We start from the raw sequence: 23,009 nt of genomic DNA, 5'->3' as shown, positions 1-23,009 counted from the left end.
TTAATTTTCAGGATAGTTAAGCAGATCCCTGATCCATCCGGGAGTCTGATTTCTTGGATTCGCTTTCACATAATCAAATTCCGGGTTTACACAGCGATCCAACCATCTCTCATATATAAATCTTAAATCTTCCACTTTTTCCGGATACTGCCCTTTGTCATCTGTTTCCAGAATCCATTTATCCAACTTTCCCCTCAAGTCTTTCAAAACTTCAGCGTACTGAGGATCCGCAGCAAGGTTATTTATCTCATGTGGATCAGCTGCAATATCATACAACTCTTCTTTGGGTTTGGTTGGCTCCCAGTATTTTGCCTGAACATCATTCAACTGACCGGTTTCATACATATTCTTCAGCATCTTAAAAATGGGTCTTGAATCCCGATAATTAGGTTGCATATAAGATCTCTCAGGATGAAAATTTCTGATGTATTTGTATTGTTTTGTTCTAATGCTTCGAATTCGGTCAATGGTAAAATCACATCGATCACGTGTTGAAACCACAAAATCACGATGAAAATCCTTCGCAAACACGTTGCGACTTTCCATAAATTCGGGCACTTCCAATCCGGCAATGGCCAGGCTGGTAGCTGTAACATCAATAGCACTTATCAAATCGCCACGTCTGGTACCTTTTTTGATTTGCTTTTTTATCTCAGGATCATCTCCGAAATAAGATACGATAAATGGTATATGAATACCTCCTTCGTAACAAAACTGTTTGTGCCTCAAGCCTTCAAAGCCATGATCGGAAAAGAAGAATATTACAGTATTCTCCAATTCTCCATCCTCTTCGAGTTGTTTCAAAACCCGTTCTACATCATAATCCACCATTTTAATAGCATCATAATGGAGGGCCCATTCTTTACGGATCATCGGATGATCAGGGAAATAGGGGGGAATATCAATATCATTCGGACTGACTCGTTCTGACTTCTTTAATGTTGCCTCATACTTCGCAACACTAGAGGGGTGTGGAAGGGCATATTTCCCTCCTGTAATCTGAATTTGCCCAAAGAAAGGCTGATCTTCCTGACGCAATGAATCCCGCCAATGACCACCTCCTCCAAGTGTATACCAAAAGAAGGTTTCAATATCTCCCGAATATAATTTTTGGCGGTTATAGGTAAAGTTGTAATCGTCTTTACCATTATTGTAGGTATAATAGCCAGCTTCGCGGAATAATTCAGGAACAGTTGTTACACTATCGGGAAGATAATGGGCAGCTTCAACCGTTCTGGCACTATGGTGCTGGTGAGTTCCCAAGGTGGTTGCCATGACCCCGGTAATAATAGATGACCGGGCAGGCGAACACACCGGAGCTGCTGCAAAAGCATTCTCAAAAACCACTCCGTTTTCCACAAGACGATCAATATTTGGAGTACTACTTAAATCATGACCGTAACATTTTAACCATGGATTAATATCTTCAACAAAGAACCACAATACATTGGGCTTTTTGCTTGGTGCCTGATCACCTTGTTCATCAGGTGAAGAACAGGAATTCAGGACTATTAGTCCGCTCAAAGCCATCAAAATCATTGATGACTTCAACCAGTATTTCATGAAAGATTTCATAACTAGTGATTTTATTTATTTTTTAATTCAATCTTAACCTGCGATTCCCAGGTCGATTTGTTAGCTTTAGTAACACGCGTTTTATCTAACTTCTCCACTTTCCTGTCGTACGTGAACAAACCATTCATTTCATTTTCGACATCTGTCCACTGCGTATACACTGCTGCATTCAACCCTTTAGCCTGAAAGCCAAGAATCATATCAACAAATCGCTCATACTCAGCGGTAGCGGCTTCTTTCCCCTCATAATTGTAGTGCACCCATGGCCCGTCTTCATCCCAAATATGGCCATCTATATTATAGCCTATAGCACCATACTCGCCGCATACAGTAGCTCTTTGAGCACTAACCAAGGCTACATTAGGCGGTCTGTAGGAGTGATTACTTTTAATATGCCCGACCTCAAAATCAACACTGGGCTTCCCTGCATCAATACCGGTATTGCCGGTAACCAGACGTGAGGGATCCAATGCCATTACATTTTTGGTATTGCGTTCTACATCATACACTCCCCAATGTTCATTAAAAACAACCCAGTTAATAATGGAAGGATGATTCCAGTGGCTTTTCACCATTTTCTGCAACTCAGCTTCAAACTGGATCTTATCCATTTCATCCCGTTCCTGAAAAGTCCCCGGCATATCCTGCCATACCAGGATACCCTCTTTATCACAATGGTAATACCATCTCTGGGGCTCCACCTTTATATGTTTCCGCACCATATTAAATCCCCATTCTTTCATATTCCTTATTTCCCATTGCATTGCTTCATCACTGGGGGCTGTATACAAACCATCGGGCCAATAGCCCTGATCCAGTGGCCCCATTTGAAAGAGATATTCATTGTTGAGAAAGATGCGTTGCATACCAAACTCCTTCTTTAAAGAAATTTTCCGCATACCAAAATAAGACATAACGGAATCTACCACCTGCCCTACAGAGTCTTTAACTACCAAACTCAAGTCATACAAAAATGGATCGTCAGGAGACCAAAGCCTGGGATTTTCGATTTTTAAGGCAATCTCATTTAAAGAAGTGCCAGCATAACGAGCAACATTCTGATCTCCTTCTAGTGCATTAACTTCTATAGAATAACCATCCATAAAGTTTTCAACTTCCACTTGAAGTTCAAGAGATTCTTTATCAATATCAGGAACTGCATGAAAATTCTTAATGTGGGTTTTAGCTACAGGTTCCAACCAGACAGTTTGCCAAATCCCGGAAGAAGGAGCATATACAAACCTTTGCGGGTCATTAAATCTTTTCTCATTCTGCTTCCCTGCTGCTATGGGTTCTGAGTTGGAAGGATCAAACACTTCAACAATAAGCTCCTGCTTCCCCTTATTCCTTAAAAAACCCGTAACATCAAAACTAAAAGCGTCATACCCTCCCCGATGAATTCCAACTACCGAACCATTCAGAATAACTTTTGCCTCCCAGTCAACTGCTCCAAAATGCAAAATCACATTTTGACCTCTCCACTCTTTAGGAATTTCAAAGAACCTTTTATAACAAGCCCTTTGACTGTCAAACTGCTTCCTGACACCGGAGAGAGCAGACTCCCAAGGAAATGGAACCAAAATTTCTCCGTCCAGATGATCGCCAACAGCTATTTCATCTCCCTCTTCAATCGGTTGGAACTGCCAAATACCATTAAGATTCAACCATCCGGCCCTTTTCATTATAGGTCTGGGATATTCTTTATAAACATTCTCAGGAGTCAATTCATGGCCCCATTTTGTGGACAAGGGCACTTCTGCCATCTCCCACTTCTGAGCCTTAAGCATACCGCTAAAGAGAAAAACAATCAAGGGTACAATTACCCTCATGTTTATAATCCGTATTTTCATAGTATCTCTTTTTGTAAAATCATAACTCATTCAGCAGGTAATGCGGATCTCCATCCTTCATATAGCATTTCCCTCAACTCGGCTTCAACAGCTTCGTATTCTTCTTTTCCTGCAAGATTTATCTGCTCATTGGGATCAGTCTGATGGTCATACAACTCTATTGCAACAGGTGAATTTTCATTCGGAAATTCATAAGAAGTAAGATATTCGCAATACCTGTATCGTTTGGTACGAACAGTTCTTCCATATAAGGGAGCCGGTGCCATCGAAAAAGCAGCTTTTTTCCACTCTTTTTCAGGATTCTCAAGAAGTGGTTTGAAACTAATACCTTCCAACCGGTTATCCCTCTCAATATTCCATAAATCACAGAAAGTGGGGAGCAGATCCACAAGCTCAACAATTTCGTCACTCTGAGTTCCATTCCCTTTTGCTCCGGGAACATAAACAATAAAAGGCACTCGGATGGTTTCTTCAAAAAGAGTATATTTGCTCCAACAACCATGTTCTCCCAGATGAAAACCATGATCAGCAATTAACACTACAATGGTATTTTCCGATATGCCATTCTCTTCCAGAGCATTTAATAGTCTCCCAACCTGAGCATCAATAAAAGAGCTTGTTCCGTAGTAAGCTGCAATCGCCTCTTTTTGCCTTTGCAGAGTAGGTTTAAACTGATCATACATCCCATTAAAAATATCGTAGTTATTGCCCTTTCTCACTGCAATATTGGGGACTCCCTGATCCTTATCCCGGGTTACCTCGCTAATTGAAATATCTGCAGTATCGTAAAGGGCAACATATTTCTCCGGTGCTAACAATGGTGTATGAGGAGCATACAAACCAACATTGAGAAAAAACTGCTTCTGGCTCCTTGCAAAATCTCCTATCATTTTCTCTGCCAATCGGGTCACGATCCCATCTTCGGTGTACTTATCCTCTAAACCAACATTACCAATCATTTCTGCATGATATTGCTGAAAAGGTTTCCGTAAACTCCAGGTATTTGGTTCTCCCCGTGCCAGTCTGGCTTCTTTTTCTTTCTGAAGTTTCACAAGCATGGAATCGTGCTTTTCATCAGGCACCCAAACCCAATCGCGTTCGGGAGCACTATCCAGAATATGAGGTATAACATGCGTGTACTTTTGAATACCATCAAACGGTCCCCTGTCCGGCTCCATATCAATCACATTTCCATCTTGGGTAACAAATGGTTTTTCCATTTCAATCTGATCAAAATGATTGATCACATTGAACGAATGTCTCCACTTATGCATCAATTTACCGGTTTGTGCGGTATGGGCGCCGTTTTGTTTTAACAAACCGGCCATGTTTGGATCATTCCATCCGATATAATTATCACAATCATCCGGATTTCCATAAACCCCGGTTGCATCAGGACGCAGACCCGTTGTAAAGGAAGCTCTGGATGGATTACATACAACACCCTGGGCATAAGCACGATTAAACTGAATTCCTCTTTGGGCAAGACGATCCACATTTGGAGTTTTTACAATTGAATTACCATAAGTCCCAATGGCTTTAGCATTCCAATCCTCAACCGTAATGAATAAAATATTCATTTCATCTGTACCGGTTTTTTTTTCTTTCAAAAATGAACTACCCTGAAGGGCAAAAACAAAAACGATAAGAAGTAATGATAGAAAAATATTCCGTTTCATAATTATGATCTAAATCTAAGAAATGATGTTAAAAAAAATTCTGGCCTTATTTGCAATACATAGAGAAAGAGTCATTAATTTCCATTTGAATAAGAAAACATAGATCAGATGCAACTATTGTAACTGAACCAAGTACACCAACTCATTTGCCAGAATTATGAAAAGCAGTCTTTTACTCCAGGCCTGTTTGACACTCATCCAATTCCAAAAGCCTAAAGATTAAATTGTCCTTTATTTCAAGTTTTATAACTCTAAAAGCAAAAAAGATTAGAGGCATATAAATAACCAGTTCAATACTAATGCCTCTAATCTCATGGGGCAAGGGGCAATCAAGAAACAAAAGAACTATTTCATACAAAGACTGAAAAGATTAGCATAAAAGCGATCATCATAGCAAAGCCCAGGCCCCACCATAGCAAAACGCTGTTATACCATTTTTTCCCAAGGCCTCCTCCAAGATTGATCTTTCTAAAATTAAAGACCAGGCCTTCTCCTACATTTTTCTCATCCGCCGGAGGAGTAATAGCTCCCATAATCAACACAACAGCCGATGTAAAACCCCAAACAATTAACCCCTGGTTGGCAAAGGGTTTAATAAAACTGGCAAATGCTGACGTAGAATCCGCAAGTGGGAAAAAAACCAAAAACTTAATAATTATTGAAAGAGCCAATCCTGCAACCACGGCAATTACAGCATCTCTACCATTGATCCTTTTCCACAGCATTCCAGCCAGAAAGATCGCAGAAAATGGAGGTCCAATAAAAGTATACATCTCCTGAACATAGACGAATATGTTGATTTTGGCAAAAGTCAACACAATAGCTAAAACAATGCAAATCAATAGTATAACAGTTCCTGCCATTCTTCCAACCCGAATTTCTTGCTTTTCAGAAACCTTTGGATTTATGTACTCTTTGTAAAAATCAATCGTAAAAATGGTAGATGTGGAATTAAGAACAGAGCTAACAGTACTTTGTATTGCCCCAAAAAGGGCGGCCAAAAGAAAACCTACAAGAAAAACCGGAACAAGATTCCCAATCATCAGTATATAGGTTTTGTTGGCTTCTTCACTCATCAAGTCCCAGCTACCTGAAAACAGAAAGTCTGGCTTCATTGCGAAAAATATCAGACCGGGAACGACGACGATAAATGGCAACAATAACTTCAGGAAAGAAGCAAAAACCATCCCCATGCGAGCATTGTACATATCTTTGGCAGCAAACACTTTCTGAATCATATGCTGATTAATGGCTGTATACCATAATCCCAGATAAAAGAATGAAAAGACCCAGTGAGTCCATGGTGTTGTATCATGATTAATAGGTTGAAGCACCGACATCCTGTTGTAGTAATCCCCTGATTCAGATCCGTTCAGTATGTTTGTTACATTTTGACTAATCCAGTCACTGGCCCATCCAAGCTCTCCTTTATTGGCTTCTACCATCTTTGCAAAACCACTGAAAATCCCATCGCCTGCTCCCAACTCTATGAGCCCCAAAATGGTCACCACCAAACCTCCTACTACCATTATTAAGATAGTTAAAACATCCATCCAGGCAACGGATTTTAATCCGCCCCAAATGGCCCAAAGACCAGCAGTTATTGCAATAAGAAATATAGAGAAAAACAAACCCCAGTCGGTCTGTGCACCTGCTTTAATAGCGACTTCATTTAACCCGAAAAGCTCATTAAACCCCAAAGCTTCCTCAACAATTAATCCTCCACCGTAAATTACAGGTGCCATAAAGGCAGTAACATTGGCAAAGAGTGTAATCAGTGCAAAAATAAAGCGCATCTTGGAATTGAAACGCCGTTCCAGAAACTCGGGTGTAGTATAAACTTTTGAGGTAAGCAAAAAAGGAATAAACAACCAGATAAGAAAAGTAAAGGCGATGATTGTACTCCACTCAGGGGTGGCCACCACTATACCATAAAGAACAGCAGCACCTATCATACCCAAAAAATGCTCAGTACTGATGTTGGCGGCAATATAAGAGCTTCCCACAACATACCAGGGGAGAGATTTGCCAGCCAAAAAATAGTCAGCTGCTACCACATTTTTCTGACGACCAGCCAAATACCCTATCAAACTTAACAAGGCAAAATAAGAGAAAAATGCTAAATAATCTAACCAATGTAGTTCCATAATACATATTACAATTCATTCTCTGCCCCAACATGAGGCAGAGAATTATCTATATTCAATAATTAATTTTAAAAAGGAGTTTCTGTATCTGCACCATCCTCTTCAAATAAGGAAATTGCATCAAATGGAGTATGTGCTTCTCTAAGATACAGTTCCATTTGTTCCACAATTTCAGGATAGTTTTCTGCAACATTATTTTCTTCCCCTATGTCATTGGCGAGGTTATACAACTCTCCAATTACAGGTTTAGAAGAGTCTCGTACATTCAACTTTACATATTTCCAATCGCCACTTAGGACAGCCTGTTTACCGCCTCCTTCATAAAACTCCCAGTATAAATAATCATGTTTTTTTTGCTGCTCTTCCTGTCCCATCAATGTGGGATAGAATGAAATACCATCAATCCCAATTGGCTTTTCAACACCTGCAATATCACAGAAGGTGGGTAAAACATCCCAAAAAGCAGCTTGATGATTGGTCTCCCTGCCTTCTTTAATAACCTCCGGCCAACGAACAAAACAAGGGGTCTTAATTCCACCTTCATATAAATCCCTCTTCATACCTCTGTAGGGGCCGTTACTGTCAAAGAAATTCATTTTATGCCCACCTTCCTGATGGGGCCCATTGTCACTACAAAAAACAACAACAGTGTTTTCTGCAATTCCTAAATCTTCAAGTTTTTGAAAAAGAATCCCCATATAGTTATCAATATAGGTCATTACTGAAGCAAATCCCTTTTCCGGATCTGGCCATTCCTTACTGGCAAATCGGCCCCATTCCGGCACTTCCATTCCATTAGGTTTCGCTTCATTGTTAGCATGAGGGATATTTAAAGCATAATAAAGAAAGAACTTATCATTCTTATTTCTTTCAAGAAATTCTGAAGCCTCAACACTAAACAAGTCAGGTGCATACTCATTTCTAACTTCAGCAACTCCGGTTCCTTCCGGATAATCAGCCCAGGGATTTTTCCCATCAACCTCTTTCAGCTTGTTATCAAGAAAAACTTTTTCACCATTCTTATAAAGAAACTCAGGATAGAAATTATGGGCATGCCACATGTTAACATATCCATAAAAATAATCGAATCCTTTCCTTGCCGGATCATCTACCGGTGGTGGATGGCCTATACCCCATTTACCAATACAACCGGTTCGATAACCTGCTTCCTTAAATACATCAGCCATAGTAAATTCATCATCCCCAATCAACTGAGCAGGACTGTTTCCCCTCACCGAATTATGACCGTTGTGTTTCCCGGTAAGTAAGGCTGCCCGGGATGGGCCACAAACTGTATTCCCACAATAAAAATCATTAAACACCAGACTTTCATCTGCCATTTTGTCCAAATTCGGAGTAGTAAATTCGGTTTGACCATATTTGCTCAAATCTCCAAAGCCCATATCGTCAACAAGGACGAATATGACATTGGGTGACTCCACCTCTTTCTCCACGGAGGAACACCCCCAAAAGCATACTCCCGAAATCAGAAGAATGCCCAAAAATCCCAATAGTGTACGTTTCATTGTTAATTGTTTTATTTTCCTTTATTTAGGTAACTCCCTTCACTCTTGTATGCCTTCCCCTTGAAGAGGAAACACATCTTTATATGTTTATTATTTATCTCCATTTGAAAAATGGAACGCTCAATAAATTTCTAACATCCTCTTCTCATAAAAAAGTCACAGACTGATCCTAAGTAATTTAGAAAGTTAAAATTCACATTCTTTACAGCTCCTTTTTGAGTAGAAGAATTCAAAACAATCTACATCGATTCATATTATTCGCGTTCAACATTCTTACCCTTCATTATCGTTGCTTCCTAAGCAGGAAAACAGGTCTTAATAATTGTAAAAACAAATATATAAGTTGAAAAAAGACAGGAATGACCTCTGTAAACTTTTGCTTTGCTCTATTGTACTTCAGCACTCGAAATACTGGCATCCAATCTGGCAAAACCGGAACTCCAATACCTTTTTTCACCAAAGGCCTTAAAGCAATTAATAGCGGAGTTTTCTTTTATTGAGAAGTACATTTTTAGAAGAATAAACTCACAACAAAACAAAGAGTGCGTACAAACGAATCAATAAATGCAAAGTCCCTTCCATATTTTTGTTTTAAACTCCAGGCAGTAAATTACCATTACCCTTCCTAACTGGAGAAAGAAAACCAACCAAAAAAATTGAATCATCTAGAACTTATATGAATATGACTTGGAAAACCATCGCATTAATAACATGTATTGCAGCCTCAACATGCATTAGCTGTGACTACAACTCGAGTAAAATCAGTAAAAATAAAACAATCGTTTATCCTAAAATAAAAAACCTGGAAACTGTAGATGGATTGGAAAGATCTCCATTCTTTTCTTTAGAAGTAAACAACAAGAATGCCTTTGTATACAGAGGTTTTGAAACACGGGAAGAGCATGAATGGTATGGTGATGCAGGAACAATGACTGATTCGCCATCTTACAAGGGAGTATCATTTTGTAATTTCTCTTTTTCCGGTCAGGCAAAAATAGCCATAAGAACCAGCTCTGAAATTGAAGATTGGGAAATATTGCCCAACATTCCCTCCAAAGCACTTGCATCTGATTCATCTATAATGCTAACCATTGATACTCCCCGGAAATTTCTGGTAAAAGCTAAACTAAAAAATGAATGGCAGTTTTTTATTATTAGTGCAGAAGCCCCTGAAACCATGATTCCGGACAAAAACGACCCGAATGTATTATTTATGGAACCCGGGATACATGAAGTGGGACAAGCATGGGATCCTTTTACCAATGGAATCAATACATTATATGTTTCAGGAGGAGCCGTAGTTAAAGGCACCGTAAAAGTGCTTGATAAGGAAAATATTAGAATTCTTGGCAGAGGGCTTTTTTCTCAGGCTTTTGTCAGGCATGCCGAAGAAACGGAACCAAGACTCGAGCAGGAATGGGATTCCGACTGGATGGGTTTTCACTTTGGAAGATGCAAAAACATTGAAGTCAACGGAATTGCCGTAATAAACAGTCCAGGATATCAGATGGAATTTGCGGATTGCGATGATGTAAAGGTTAAAAACGTTAAGCTACTCGGTTTTGGAGAACATAACAACGATGGATTTCACACTTATGGTAGAAATATTACCCTTGAAGATTGCTTTGTAACAGCCAATGACGACAGAGTTTGCATCACTGGATTGTTTGATGCCTCTGAAGGCACAGGGGATATTTTATGGGATGGAACCAATAAACTATCAGGAACTCCGGTTGCAAACATAAATATCAAAAACATGATATTCTGGGGATTGCACAACAACGGAGCAGATATTATGCTGACTTGGAACGGTCAGGATTATTGCAAAGATGTGACAATCGAAAATTGCTATAGCCTAAGCCCTACAAACAAGGCATTTATTGCTTCAATGCATGGAGGTTCAGCCATCTTCAGTAACATTAAAATCAGAAACTGTTATTTAAATCATGGAAACCTGGTAAGTCTCCTTGTAAGAGATGAAGGCTATCAGGGGGCCGGAGGCGGAAGCATCAAAAATTTAACCTTTGAAAATATTCAACTGAATGTAAATAAGAGTGAAATTGGAAAATCCTTATATGGCTTTAGTCAAAAAAGCAACATAACCAAGGTTTCATTCCGAAACATTAAGGCCAACAACGGGGTAGTGAAGAATCTTGATGAAACCGGAATTTCAAGTAATGAATTTGTAAGCGATATAAATGCTTATGACCAAAAGCAATAAATTTCTAAAACTTCCCCGAAATGACTATTAAAAACATTCTCTTTTGTCTTTCTTTATTCTTGTTCTTTTGGCTGAACAGTTGTCATTTTTCTGAAAGTAAGAAAATGTTTATGTCAAGCAAGGAAAGGCTACATCATGGTTCTTTTGACAGTCTTAATGACATAAAGAATAAACTGAATATCCCGGAAGGAGTAGATTTAAAAAATATTGAATGGGATCCAGAAAATGGAAAATTCATTTTTTTAAAAACTTCTTCCTTCTCTTCTAAAAACAATATTGACAACGACCTTCATGGTTTTTACTGGACAGTACCAACCTGCATAAAAACCATCACAATAAACAAGGGTGTAACGATTAATGGAGGATTCAGAGTGCAAGGCTCCATCGAAATCATAGGGAAAGACCGTGAAACCTCCCGGATATTCGGAACCAACACTGCCAACTGGGCATTAGGAAAAAACAAACAAGAACATCCAAATTCATCCTGCAAAGGTGGAGCACATGGAGATGACCGGGCACATGATTGCGAAAAATGGAAATTTGGAGCAATTTCAACAACTAAGACAACTGCGGAAGACACTATTTTTATTAAAAATTTACGCATTGAAAATGCCAGAACGTATGCAATCACTTCGTTTTCTTCACCTATAATTGCTGATAACATCCACATTGTAAACACTCGTTCCAAACCGGATTTTCACAGTAACTCTGACGGCTTTGGAGGAGGAGAAGGCTCCATCATCAAAAACTCCAAAATAGACACTTGGGATGACGCTATTAAACTTTACAGAGATACAAGGGTCGAAAATGTCACCATCATGCACAACAAAAACGGAGCACCATTTCAATTGGGATGGGGAGACGGAATCACGGAATCAAATCATTTTTTGAGTAACGTTTTGATCGAGATTGAGAACACAGAATACTCAAATCTGGCATTATTCTCTGCTTCTCTGGATTCAGGCCTGATTATCAGAAACATTTTCATCGAAGATATCAAGGCCATCTATCACAACTTTCAGAAAATTCAAAATAATTATTCACTGCCCCTATTCTTGCTAAAATCTCCAAATTCCCTGATTAACGTCACCTTCAATGTCTCATCAGACATCTGGCTCAATGCTCCCGAATTAAAGGCCGGGAATGGATGTATAAATGAAACCCCTAAAAATCTGGATATTAAAGCAGGAAACATATCCATTGGAAGAGTTGATAATATATCTGGTTGTGGGTGGTAATACAAAACAACCATTTAAGAAATTTTATTAAACGGAGTACTCATGCAAAAATTCTTTCTTTTTTTTCTTTTGGCAATTTCCTCCAGCTTTGTGCATTCGGAATCAACACCATTGGAGCAGGACAAACTGTCTATTAAAGTTTCACATTCTGAGAATCAGAAGGAAATCCCTTTTCATTCATATCATTTCAATCCATCTAATGATTCTAACTCTCCAATAACCATAATTCGCTTTCCGTTAAAAGCAAAAACAAGTATTAAAATAGCCAACAGCACACTAAACAATATTGAAAGTCATTCAACATCATCCCCTCCACGATTTAAACAGACTAACAATCAAATATTATTTAATATATCAAAGCCTCAGAAACTTGTTTTAAAACTGGGGCAGAACAACCCAAAAACCATAATAATTCTGGCAGATTCAACAAATCAGGAGAAACCAAACTGTGAACAAGTTATATTTTTTGGTCCGGGAGAACACAACCTTCCGGATCCCATTCGGCCCTTGGATAATGACACTATTTTCTTTGCAGAAGGGGCTGTTGTTAAAGGAAGAATTGAACTGAACAGTGCCAAAAACATTACAATCAAAGGAACCGGCATTCTGGATGGTTCCGAATGCTCCAGTGGTTTACCTCTTATCTCTTCCAATGCTGTAAAAAACAAAGTGTCCATCGAAGATGTCACACTCATCAATCAAAATGGGCCGGTTTTAAAGGCAATCAACACACAGGTAAAAATTAAAAATGTCACGGCGTTAAGCTTCGGCCCCAAAGCAAAAGGTTTAATTCCAGGTTCAGACTCTGAAATTAAGAATACCCTGATTTGGGCACAAAACAATGCCATTGAAATTAAAGAAAGCAATTTAGATATTAAAAGCATCTCAGTTTTGCAAGGTGAATATGGTGCTGCGTTCCACATCTCAACAATCGGAACAACCAATACCGAAAACGTGCAAATAGAAAATTGCAAGATCACCCATCTGTGTCCTTCAATAGATAACCCTGATGTAGCTTCTTTTTCCATTTTTAATCAAAATGCAGGAGAAATAAAGCAGGTAAAAATTCAAAACATTGAAGTAAATCAGGCAGGCGGACGGGTTTTTAGCCTGCAAACACATATTTTACCAGGCATTGGAAAAAAACCTGATCCGGGGAACATTGAAAACATTCAATTCAGCAATATCAAAATCCAAACACTTCAGCCAAAACATGCCCGGAGGCTAAACATCATTCGGGGTCATCAGCCACACCCCAATATTAGAAATATTAAACTGGAAAACATCATTTTAAATGGATATTCAATTGAATCGCCTGACGATGGCCACTTTTTCATCGGCTCCAAGTCAACGAAAAATATTGAATTTTTATCCACTACCCACAACGTCAAAAAAATCAGTAGCCCTGATAACAGTCCTGCCCGGTTAAAGCCCTGTCCTTCGTCTGTCGAATCAGGATTAAACTCTTATGGCAATAAAGATTTTCATATTTTCATGGAAAATGAAAAATTCTACTTAACAGCAACTGAACAAACAAACCCTTTATGGGATAAAAGAGGGATCATCCTTTACGAATCAACAGACATGCAAAACTGGCATGAAAAAGCAGTTCTTATATCACGTTCTGAAATCCCAGACTCTGCCTGGTTTCGTGACGAATGGCGAGCTCCGGAAATTCACAAAATCAGTAATAAATATTACTTAACCTTCAATAATCGAAACAACAAAACAAATCCCTACAAAAAAACAGGATTAGGAATTGCCGTCGCTTCTCAATTAACCGGCCCCTACAAAATACTCAATCCTGATAAACCATTGCTTTTGGGAAATAACGCCACGCTGTTTACAGATGAAAATGACAGTACATTTTGCTTCTGGGACATGGATGGATATCTGTTTATGGCACCATTAAAATTATCAGAGAATGAAGCTGTTTTAAGCGATGATATTCGGGAAATTTTCAGTCCGGAAACACATGAAAATTATCATTTTTCGGATGCTCCTTTCGTAATGAAAAAAAACAACCAATATATTTTGGTATTCTCTCAATTTTACGGTGGTTATATTGTCCGAATCAGACAAATGAAAGCAGACAACATAAACGGCCCCTGGAATTTTATTGATGAAGGAGCCATTATGACCTTTTTCGAGCATGAGGCTAATGACCAATTAAAAATGCCTTACAAGAAAGGATATACGTTTGCTCCTCCTACCCAGGTTATCTTTAACCATCACATTTTTAAAGGCACGGGAGATCAATATTATATGTCATGGCATACCTCAGAAAAATATGCTGAACCTTACTTGCAAATTAAACCAATAAAATTCAGGGGAAATGGGAAAATTGACGTCTGCCAATAAAATATTTCAATCGATGGACCGGAAAACAAGAATGATCATTCTGTTATGCTTTTTACTGGGGATGACTAATCTAAAAGCCCAAATAATTACTTATGATGTACCACAGGAGATAAATGACACAAATAAATTTGTTCGTCCATCGGGAGAATATAAAGTAGAATTATCACTGGATGGTCAAACATTTGTTCCCTTTGTTTATGAGATGCCGGCCATGCATGTAACCAATAACTCAAAAACAACTGCGTGGTGCAATTTTTCTTTTAGTGGAAAAATTCAGGTAAAAGTAACTCCGCTCAATCAAAAACCGGAACTCATAAATATCCTGCCAAAATCAGCAGGAATCAATGCAATCATTAAAAATGGATCAGCAGTATTCACAATCTCAAAACCCGGCCATTATTCGGTAGAGTTTGAAGAAGGAATTTACATAGAGCATCCGCTATTTATCTTTGCCAACCCATTGGAAGAAAACCCTCCTCAACCAAATCAGAAGGACGTAATATACTTTGAACCGGGATATCATGAAATAGGGGAAAAATATACAGTGCCCTCAGGAAAAACAGTTTATATCCATGGAGGTGCCTTCGTCAAAGGGCAGATATATTCTGAGAATTCAGAAAATATCACCATCCGGGGACGTGGAATCCTCTCAGGCGAAGAATACCCTCCACGTACTGCTGATCACATGATTATGATGCGAAATGCAGAAAACATAAAGATTGAAGGGATTACAATCATACATGCCCCCAGATATAACATAACCTTAAGAGGCAAAAATCACATTGTTTCCAATGTCAAAATGATGGGCTGGTGGTTTAGCACTGACGGAACTTCAACCGGTGATAATGCCATTATTGAAAACTGTTTCTTCAAGGTCAACGATGATGCAGTGAAGTTATACTCAAGCAACACCTACGTGAGGGATTGTGTGATCTGGCAGATGGAAAACGGAGCTCCTTTCATGATTAGCTGGAATGGACGCAATGACTTTGAAAACTGTTACGTTTCTGACATTGATGTCATACGGGTAGAACATCAATGGGACAACGAAAACCTGGCGGTTATATGTGCCATTCACGGAGGAGAAGCCCACATCAGTCATTTTCTTTTCGATAATATCAGAATCTCGAACTCCAATTGGCGCATTTTTCATTTAGTTACACGCCCTAACCGATGGGGTAAATGGAATCCTGAAAAAGGAAGTATTTCCGACATGACATTTAAGAATATCACGTATGATGGCTCTCCCCGTATAAAAAATTTAATAATGGGCCACGACAGCAACCATCCAATTTACAATCTGACATTCCAAAATATAACCATTGATGGAAATATTGTTTCATCCCGGAACCAGGAGGAATATTTTATAATTGATGACGAAAACACCAAAAATATAAATTTTAAAACTCCATAAAAATGGCAAGAACACTTCTTCTAATATTGCTCTTCTTTTGCGGTCTGCAGAGTAAGGCTCAGAAAAACGGAGCCAGATTTATTTCCACTCATGGATATGACAATTGCATCGAATTAGTCAACAAAGACACCAGAGTTGTTTTAGAACCCAATGCAGGAGGTCGGGTTTTGCTGTATGAATATAAAAATGAAAATGTATTACAAATCAACCCTGATCAAAACGGATGGACGCAGAAGGATGGTCCTGTCCCAGGGAAACACCTCTGTGCCGGTCGTTTTGATTTAGGTCCGCAGGTGGTAAAACCCAATACAGACCTCTTCTTTTCAGGCCCCTGGGAGGGAAAAATAACCGGTGAGCTTTCCGCTGTATTAACAAGTCAGCAGAATCCTTCAAATGGATTAAAAATTACAAGAAAATTCAACCTGAACCCGGAAAGTTCTGAATTAACAATCACCCAAACCCTGCACAATAATGGAAATGATTCCATAAGAATCAGCCATTGGAGCAGAACTTTCGGAAAAGGAAACGGCATTTGTTTTATGTCGGTTCAATTACCATCCAGATTTCCGCAAAAATACATTCAATACGGCCCTCCGGGAAAAACAATGGAGTATTTACCCAATGAACCAATGGTAAAATATAAGGATGGTTATCTGCTTATTCTTGGGCCACCTGCCAGACCGAAATTTGTCATGGATGTATCGGAGGAGGGTTGGATTGGATATTTAACCACCAACAACCGGGTCTTTTTTAAGAAATTCAAGGTATATCCGGGAAAAATGTATGGAGAGATAACTGCTGCAAATGCTTCAATCTGGTACAATGGAAAAGAAATGGTAGAAATAGAACCCATAAGTCCATGGGAGTGGGTTCTGCCCGGCAAAACAAGTTCTTTTACAGAGACATGGATTTTAGGAGAATATGACTTCCCCGAAAATAGAAAAAATTTTGAAATTAAAGACATCAAGAAACTTGTCAAAATGCATATCAAATAAAATGGAACATTTATCAATCCTAAAGTGGATCTTTAATTATTCAGGCATTACTAAGTAATCTTTTGCCTCTTCATTTAATTGATTCAACCAAACCCCATAAAAAAACTGTCATCACATTTTATTGCAATGACAGTTTTTTTTGAACTCACCCACCAAAGGAAAATCCAAATAATCTACTCAAAAACAACATTATACACAAACTCATTAGTTTGAATACTGGTTTGATCAAGGCCATTCAGATGAACACCATTTGCTTTAATATTCTTAAAAACAATGTTATCCACATTGCTTTCAGAACTAAATCCAAGCATTTTATTACTTACATCCTCTGAACTGGCATCAATGGTAATGTCTTCGAGCAAAATATCTCTTACCGAGCCACCTCCCTGGCCCCAGCAAGCCGCATTGGTGATTTCCAGATCAATTAATCGATGATGGTACAAATGGGCATTTCGTACGGTAACATCTTCTACAGTTACGCTCCCGCCATGCTTTGTTGCAAGAAAACCTTTATTGGTAAAACCAAGACTGTGAACATTCTCCACGATTACATCGCGACAAGTCTTTCCGCCATTCCAGGTAAGCATTATGTCTGCTCCGTTTTTCTGCCCCCAGAATACGATGTTGTTAATACGCAGATTGTAAACATCGGTATCATCAAGACGCGGCTGAAGTTCTGCTTTTTTGGTTACTTCAAACCTTTCGCGATCGAAAAGACCGGTAATACATACACGATCGTCGCTGCCTGCAAGGAAGGAATTTTTCAGCTCAATATTTCGCCCGTAAAGATGAATGCCATCGTTGTTACCTTTCCCAAAGCCCATGAGTTTAACATTATCAACCACCACATTTTCACAATCAGCAAGTTCTATCTGGTAACTCGGGCAATTGATTACTGAAATTCCATCGATGGAAAGGTTATTACACTCACGAAAATTAATCCCCATCATATCACCCATCCACTCTGCTTTCAGGGGCGACACATCTTTACCGTTGTCCCAAAGTGCCTGCGCAAAAACACCTCGCCCGGTTAAGGTAAGTCCATCCTGCCCAACTGTATGCATGGTAGCCTGAACCACCGCACCGGGTGCAAGGTATACCGTTTTTATTCCATCAGCATAAGGTCTCCATGCACGGCCAAATGGATGAACACCGGGTTCGATATAAAGTACCGACGGGTCGTTTTTATCGGGGACGTTTGTTTCGGGTTCTTCTACCGAAACAATAAACCAGTTTTCACCGCTTTTCTCCAAATGAGCTGTAACCAAAAACTTTTGAAGTTTATCACCTTTAACCCGAATAGTAGTTTCGTTAACCATTTCATGTTGAACTTCAGGCATAATGGTATAACTTTCAATTTTTTCGGAAGCCGTAATTTCCATGTTCAACAAGCCGGGTTCTGAGGCAAAATTCACAAAGGATCCCCCTTTTTTGCCATAACCATATTTGTTATAGCTAACCTGAAAACCGTGATAAATAAAAAGGTCTTTCCCGTTAACTTTCATATCGAACAGATCAGACTCTTTTAACCCTTCAATAACGGAAAGATCACCGGGATTGGGAGCAATATTCAACTTTGGTTTTTGAGAATTGCACCCCACAAAAAGAACCATGCTTAACAACACAAGCGTTAAATTACAAAATATCTTCATTTTGATTATTTAAAAAAGGCAGCTGACCTAATGAATGCTCAACTGCCTTTAAAGTAATATTTTATTTCGATGATTTACTTACCACAACCAACCAGTCTTTTTCATCGTTAACCGGGGGATTGCCAAGTTCAACAACAGAACCACCTTTTACTTTTTTTACCTTTGTGGTTTGCATTTTTCCTCCGGTGCGTGGGTTAAACCACTTCACTTCGAAATTTCCGGAAGCATTGTTTAAATCCAATGTAGAGGTCTGAACTTCAGCTAAGTAAACCAAATAAAGCTCATCTTCCTTCGCGAAACAATATTTTTCATTGTTATCGAAAGTATTACCAATCAATTGATTTTGGTTTTCCATTTCCCAGAAAGGCACACTATTTTTCCAGAAGTCAAGAGCAATGCTGCAATAGTCCCAGAATAAATCACGAGAACGCCAATCTTCACAAGTAAGGTCTGAATGTGCATTTTGATAACCAAAGTACCACTCTGTACCCCAGCCACCGGCCATCAGAACACCCCACAAGGCACGTTGACGCGCCAGATTTTTCTCCGGGTCAATTTCATCTGGCACCAAAGCATGTCCGGCATCTCCTGGCTCATCAACAGCAACAGCCCATTGCTTACCCGCTTCTTTCGATAAACTTAGCCATTTCAGGGTTTCATGGTGAACGGTCCTGAAATCCTCAAAATGAGTTTGAATTGAGGGACCCGTTAAATGGCTTTGGGTACCCAGCAAATCAAAAAAATACTCACCATTGTGAATCACCAGGTGGTGATTGTAAGGATCATGTTGGTGGAAATATTCTGTCATAGCTACACGTTGCTCTTTAAATTGAGGTGGTGTAGGATGGTTACTGACCCATTCCCCGTTTTCTTCACAAAGGTTCCAGTTAAGAGCCAGGTGATGACCAAATCGTGCAATAAGCTCACGATAATACAGCTTACTCAATGCACCAACTCCACCATTGTCGAGCAAGCCCTGGTTTTCCATTTCCATAATTTTAAAATGAAGAAATACCCCTAATTTTTGAGCGTGAGAAAAGACCTTTTCCCATTGATCTAGTTTAGATACATCAAAACGATCATAGGTATTATAATCAACAAAAGGAAACACATTTTGATCGTCACCAATTATGTTCATGGTAAGAAATGACACAGAATTCAAACCTTTGGAATGAATATAGTTCAACGCACCAATAAGTCCTTTTCCTTTCCCATCTTTCCACTCGGGATCGCCTTCCTTCCAATCTTTCACATGAGCATCCCATGTTTTTACCAAATTGTCTTTATGTCCATCATTGTGAAAAGTCCCGTCAAAATCAGCATACGAAAGCAAATTTTCAGGGGCATCGGGGCCGCTTTTTAAAAAATATTCACCTGTTTCGGCAAATTGAAGATAGCGTTCACCCGTATATTGTAATCTTCCGCGTGCCCTAAAATCAGGGTCCGATTTATCTGTATCGGCAATAACAAAAGTACCCGATGCCCCATTCATAAAGAAGCCACCGTTACCGGGTTCTTCACTTTCACTCACAGCCACCCAGTTGTTACGACGAAAATCTGCCTCATAGAACCACTCGCCGGTTTCATCGGGAGCAAAATGAACACGCCATTTGTTTCCTGAGGTAGCCCCGGTTTCCCCCGCATTACCGTCGGCAGCAAAATATCCGGGTATTAAATAAGACTTACCGGTAGCTTTATGAATAAAACGCACATTAAAGCGGTAATTCATAAAAGGATTAAAATCATCATCTTCAGAAGTATCAGGGCCCTCAAAAGTAAAGGTTACCTTGTGCCACTTTTTCAGCTCGCCTGTTATTTCAGGTTTAATATTTGCTTTTAACTCACGGAGCAAGGCGCGCTGAAGGGTTTTTCCTTCACCTGCAGGAACAATCGCAATCCCACTCCAAATTCCGCGTGACAATATTTTTCCCTGATTCAATGCTGTACTTGTAATCTGTATGGTAGAGTTATTTTCCAATGAAACGTTCTCATACACATGAGTGAAGTTTAAATCTTCATCAAAAGCATTTCTCCCCTGAGGACAGCGGAAATTATCAATATGCTTACCATCAACACCAAGGCCATAACGAGCTACCCCGCCTTTTTGTCCTACAGCAAGCAACAACACATCATACTCACCTGCTTCGCCATGATATTGGGCCCTGCCACGGGCCTGTCTGTCCTTTTCATGTTCAACTGCCAGAAATCTTTTGTTACTTATATAATAATAGTTTGATCCTGAAATATCGAAATCACTAACGGTAAACACATGAGCATTTTTATCAATATCTTTTATTATAGCTGGCAAATACTGCACTCCGTGTCCGTTAGTGCCAACATCGATATCGGTTTGAAAAGGCTCGGGAAGGTTGCCGCTTTTGATCTCAGAAACTGGCAAAGATGCCGGTGCAGGAATAAAATCCAAATCCTTTGTCATCAGCCATTGATCCATTTCAAATCCATCCTCGCGCATACTAAAATGTATATCATGAACTCCGGGCTTTTCAATGTCCAGGTATATTTGGTGAGGCACTCCGCAATGTTCTTCCTTTGTTCGTTGTTTGCTCTCCCAATGCCAGGCGTTTTTCCCTTCGCACCATTGCATACGTAGCCCGCTTTCAGGCCATTCGCCGTTCAGTCCCACGTGAATTCCATTATCCTCACTTCCGGTACTATAAGCTCTCACCCAAACGTAGTAACGCCCGGGTGTATTAAAATATACTTTGTAATTAATAACACCGGCTTTCCCTGGCTCATTACTGAAGTTCTCACCACCAATAAGCCTGTCGCCATGATCTGCTCGTGTATCGGGCAATAATTCAATGTAAGCATTGTTGCTTGCTCCTTTTAAATGAAACGGATCATGATCGGGTAATGCTTTTGGGTAAGATCCGGGCGCAGTGATGCACCACTGACGATGATCATTCATCGACTGTTTGTGGAAATATTCTGCTTCGACAACAACAAGACCATCATTCTCTTCAAAAACCAGAGAATCATCAACCATAGAATAAGAAATACTCTGCGCGCCTCCCTTGATAGCACCGGCTATCAGCAAAATAATACAAACCAATGTAATATTAAAAGTTTTCATGTATTTGCCTTTATATTAAATGATTGTCAAATTGCATTATTAAAAAAACTCATCAGATTATTATTTTTTCCTTCAACAAAAAAGGAATTCAAATTATAATGTAGAAAAAACCCGGAAAAGGAATAATCCTTCCCGGGTTACGATAAAAATAACTCTATGGCTATGAATTATTCATCGTCTTCATCATGCATTACAACATCTGAATACTCTTCATATTTCATATCGCTGTCACGATAAACAAGGGTATCAGTGCAATGATAATAAGTTCCATTATCTTCAAAGCTATAATCAAGGAAGAATGTCCTTTTAGAATCTCCTCCCCATTCATCGGCTTCAGCATCTTCCGGATTTGCATAACTTCCTGAACCGTTAACTATAACTCCCGATTCAACAGATGAAATAACAACAGTCTGATTATTTTCATCTATTCCCAGTTTCATCTGATACCCTTCTTTCTGAGTATTTCCAAGTCTATTCATCATCACTTCATCCAGAGACATTGTGCTCAAGGAAGTTACCAAATCTTCTACAATGTAGCGCTCATGATAAACACTGGTATTTACAACTTCGCTGCCAGGGCCGTTAGCATATTCCTCCATTACACCACGGTGCAAATAAGATCCATGAAATCCATTATGATATTTTACAGCAAAAAGCGTAAAATGCTTGGGCTGTACACCCCATTCTTCCGGTTTTAATGGATCCGGATTCGAAATTCCATCAACCGGAACCCCATGCAACACTGAATCTTCGGTTAAGTCAGGTAGGATCCGCAAAGGGATAACATATCTACCTTCTACCGCAACAGGATCCTGAAAAAAGGCTTCTGCTAGATCTACACGAATAGTTCCCTTTTCTTCTCCTGCAGGAATAACAAACTCCTCCTCAGAGGATAATGTATAATAATCCTCAGGCATTCTTAACAATGTGTCACTACCTCCTGCGACAAGAGTATCAAATTGGGTCAACAAGTCTGGTGCGTATTCAAATGCCACCACACGATTCTTACTGTTATTATATGTGCCACTTAAGGCAACTCCAATACTAAACGCATGTTCTTTATCTATGGAGTTATCAAACCTGCTCTCTCCCAGCTGCAGTGTCCTGATAGGAAATTGAATAGGGAAATAAACAGTTTGTGTATCGTAGTCCGGAAAGTTCCGATCCTCATTCTGGCAACCGAAAAGAGCCAAAATAGCAACAAGGACTAATAAATTAAATATTCTCATATCCTTTCGTTTTTATCAAAAATTAACT

At 39.3% G+C, this 23,009-nt stretch carries 13 protein-coding genes; 5 read left to right on the top strand and 8 right to left on the bottom strand.

All coding sequences use genetic code 11. The features are described 5' to 3' along the window. From ACT29H_RS13060 to ACT29H_RS13040, 5 genes are all read right to left on the bottom strand, one after another. Positions 1-1,575, bottom strand: a complete 1,575-nt coding sequence (locus tag ACT29H_RS13060) for a sulfatase family protein (RefSeq protein WP_444822083.1) — start codon at positions 1,573-1,575, stop codon at positions 1-3. An 11-nt stretch (positions 1,576-1,586) separates the two neighbouring features. After that, a complete protein-coding gene (locus tag ACT29H_RS13055) occupies positions 1,587-3,425 on the bottom strand; it encodes a glycoside hydrolase family 2 protein (RefSeq protein WP_444822082.1) in 1,839 nt (612 codons plus the stop codon). 26 nt (positions 3,426-3,451) lie between these two features. Further along, complete coding sequence (locus tag ACT29H_RS13050) at positions 3,452-5,104, bottom strand: sulfatase (RefSeq protein ID WP_444822081.1); 1,653 nt, start codon at positions 5,102-5,104, stop codon at positions 3,452-3,454. 350 nt (positions 5,105-5,454) lie between these two features. Then, positions 5,455-7,251 carry an SLC5 family protein gene (locus tag ACT29H_RS13045; protein WP_444822080.1) on the bottom strand — a complete coding sequence of 599 codons (1,797 nt, stop codon included), beginning with the start codon at positions 7,249-7,251 and terminating at the stop codon, positions 5,455-5,457. A 68-nt stretch (positions 7,252-7,319) separates the two neighbouring features. Further along, the gene (locus ACT29H_RS13040; protein WP_444822079.1) at positions 7,320-8,777 is read right to left on the bottom strand and encodes an arylsulfatase; all 1,458 of its coding nucleotides are present in this window, start codon (positions 8,775-8,777) and stop codon (positions 7,320-7,322) included. A gap of 682 nt (positions 8,778-9,459) precedes the next feature. Between ACT29H_RS13040 and ACT29H_RS13035 the strand changes: the two genes are divergently transcribed. The 5 genes from ACT29H_RS13035 (at position 9,460) to ACT29H_RS13015 (ending at position 17,006) form a co-directional block, all read left to right on the top strand. Then, the gene (locus tag ACT29H_RS13035; protein ID WP_444822078.1) at positions 9,460-10,998 is read left to right on the top strand and encodes a glycosyl hydrolase family 28 protein; all 1,539 of its coding nucleotides are present in this window, start codon (positions 9,460-9,462) and stop codon (positions 10,996-10,998) included. Between the two features lie 110 nt (positions 10,999-11,108). Continuing rightward, positions 11,109-12,236 (top strand): hypothetical protein, encoded by a 1,128-nt coding sequence (locus tag ACT29H_RS13030; protein WP_444822077.1) that lies wholly within the window; start codon positions 11,109-11,111, stop codon positions 12,234-12,236. A gap of 42 nt (positions 12,237-12,278) precedes the next feature. Continuing rightward, positions 12,279-14,597 (top strand): family 43 glycosylhydrolase, encoded by a 2,319-nt coding sequence (locus ACT29H_RS13025; protein WP_444822076.1) that lies wholly within the window; start codon positions 12,279-12,281, stop codon positions 14,595-14,597. Continuing rightward, positions 14,572-16,011, top strand: coding sequence for a glycosyl hydrolase family 28 protein (locus tag ACT29H_RS13020; RefSeq protein WP_444822075.1), 1,440 nt, complete (start codon positions 14,572-14,574; stop codon positions 16,009-16,011). The genes ACT29H_RS13025 and ACT29H_RS13020 overlap by 26 nt, the downstream gene beginning before the upstream one ends. Before the next feature lie 2 nt (positions 16,012-16,013). Next, a complete protein-coding gene (locus ACT29H_RS13015; protein ID WP_444822074.1) occupies positions 16,014-17,006 on the top strand; it encodes a hypothetical protein in 993 nt (330 codons plus the stop codon). 173 nt (positions 17,007-17,179) lie between these two features. On the opposite strand, the gene ACT29H_RS13010 is transcribed toward ACT29H_RS13015, so the two are convergent. The 3 genes from ACT29H_RS13010 to ACT29H_RS13000 all read right to left on the bottom strand — a co-directional run bounded on the left by ACT29H_RS13010 (position 17,180) and on the right by ACT29H_RS13000 (position 22,981). Then, a complete protein-coding gene (locus ACT29H_RS13010; protein WP_444822073.1) occupies positions 17,180-18,658 on the bottom strand; it encodes a glycosyl hydrolase family 28 protein in 1,479 nt (492 codons plus the stop codon). Between the two features lie 61 nt (positions 18,659-18,719). Then, positions 18,720-21,752 carry a DUF5060 domain-containing protein gene (locus ACT29H_RS13005; protein WP_444822072.1) on the bottom strand — a complete coding sequence of 1,011 codons (3,033 nt, stop codon included), beginning with the start codon at positions 21,750-21,752 and terminating at the stop codon, positions 18,720-18,722. 167 nt (positions 21,753-21,919) lie between these two features. Further along, positions 21,920-22,981, bottom strand: a complete 1,062-nt coding sequence (locus tag ACT29H_RS13000; protein ID WP_444822071.1) for a DUF5627 domain-containing protein — start codon at positions 22,979-22,981, stop codon at positions 21,920-21,922. Positions 22,982-23,009: the final 28 nt, after the last annotated feature.

Origin of the sequence: Thermophagus sp. OGC60D27, from assembly GCF_052400625.1 — a bacterium.
GTDB lineage: Bacteria > Bacteroidota > Bacteroidia > Bacteroidales > Marinilabiliaceae > Thermophagus.
The sequence above is the reverse complement of the archived record's forward strand: the minus strand, read 5'-3'. Positions and strand labels throughout refer to the sequence as shown.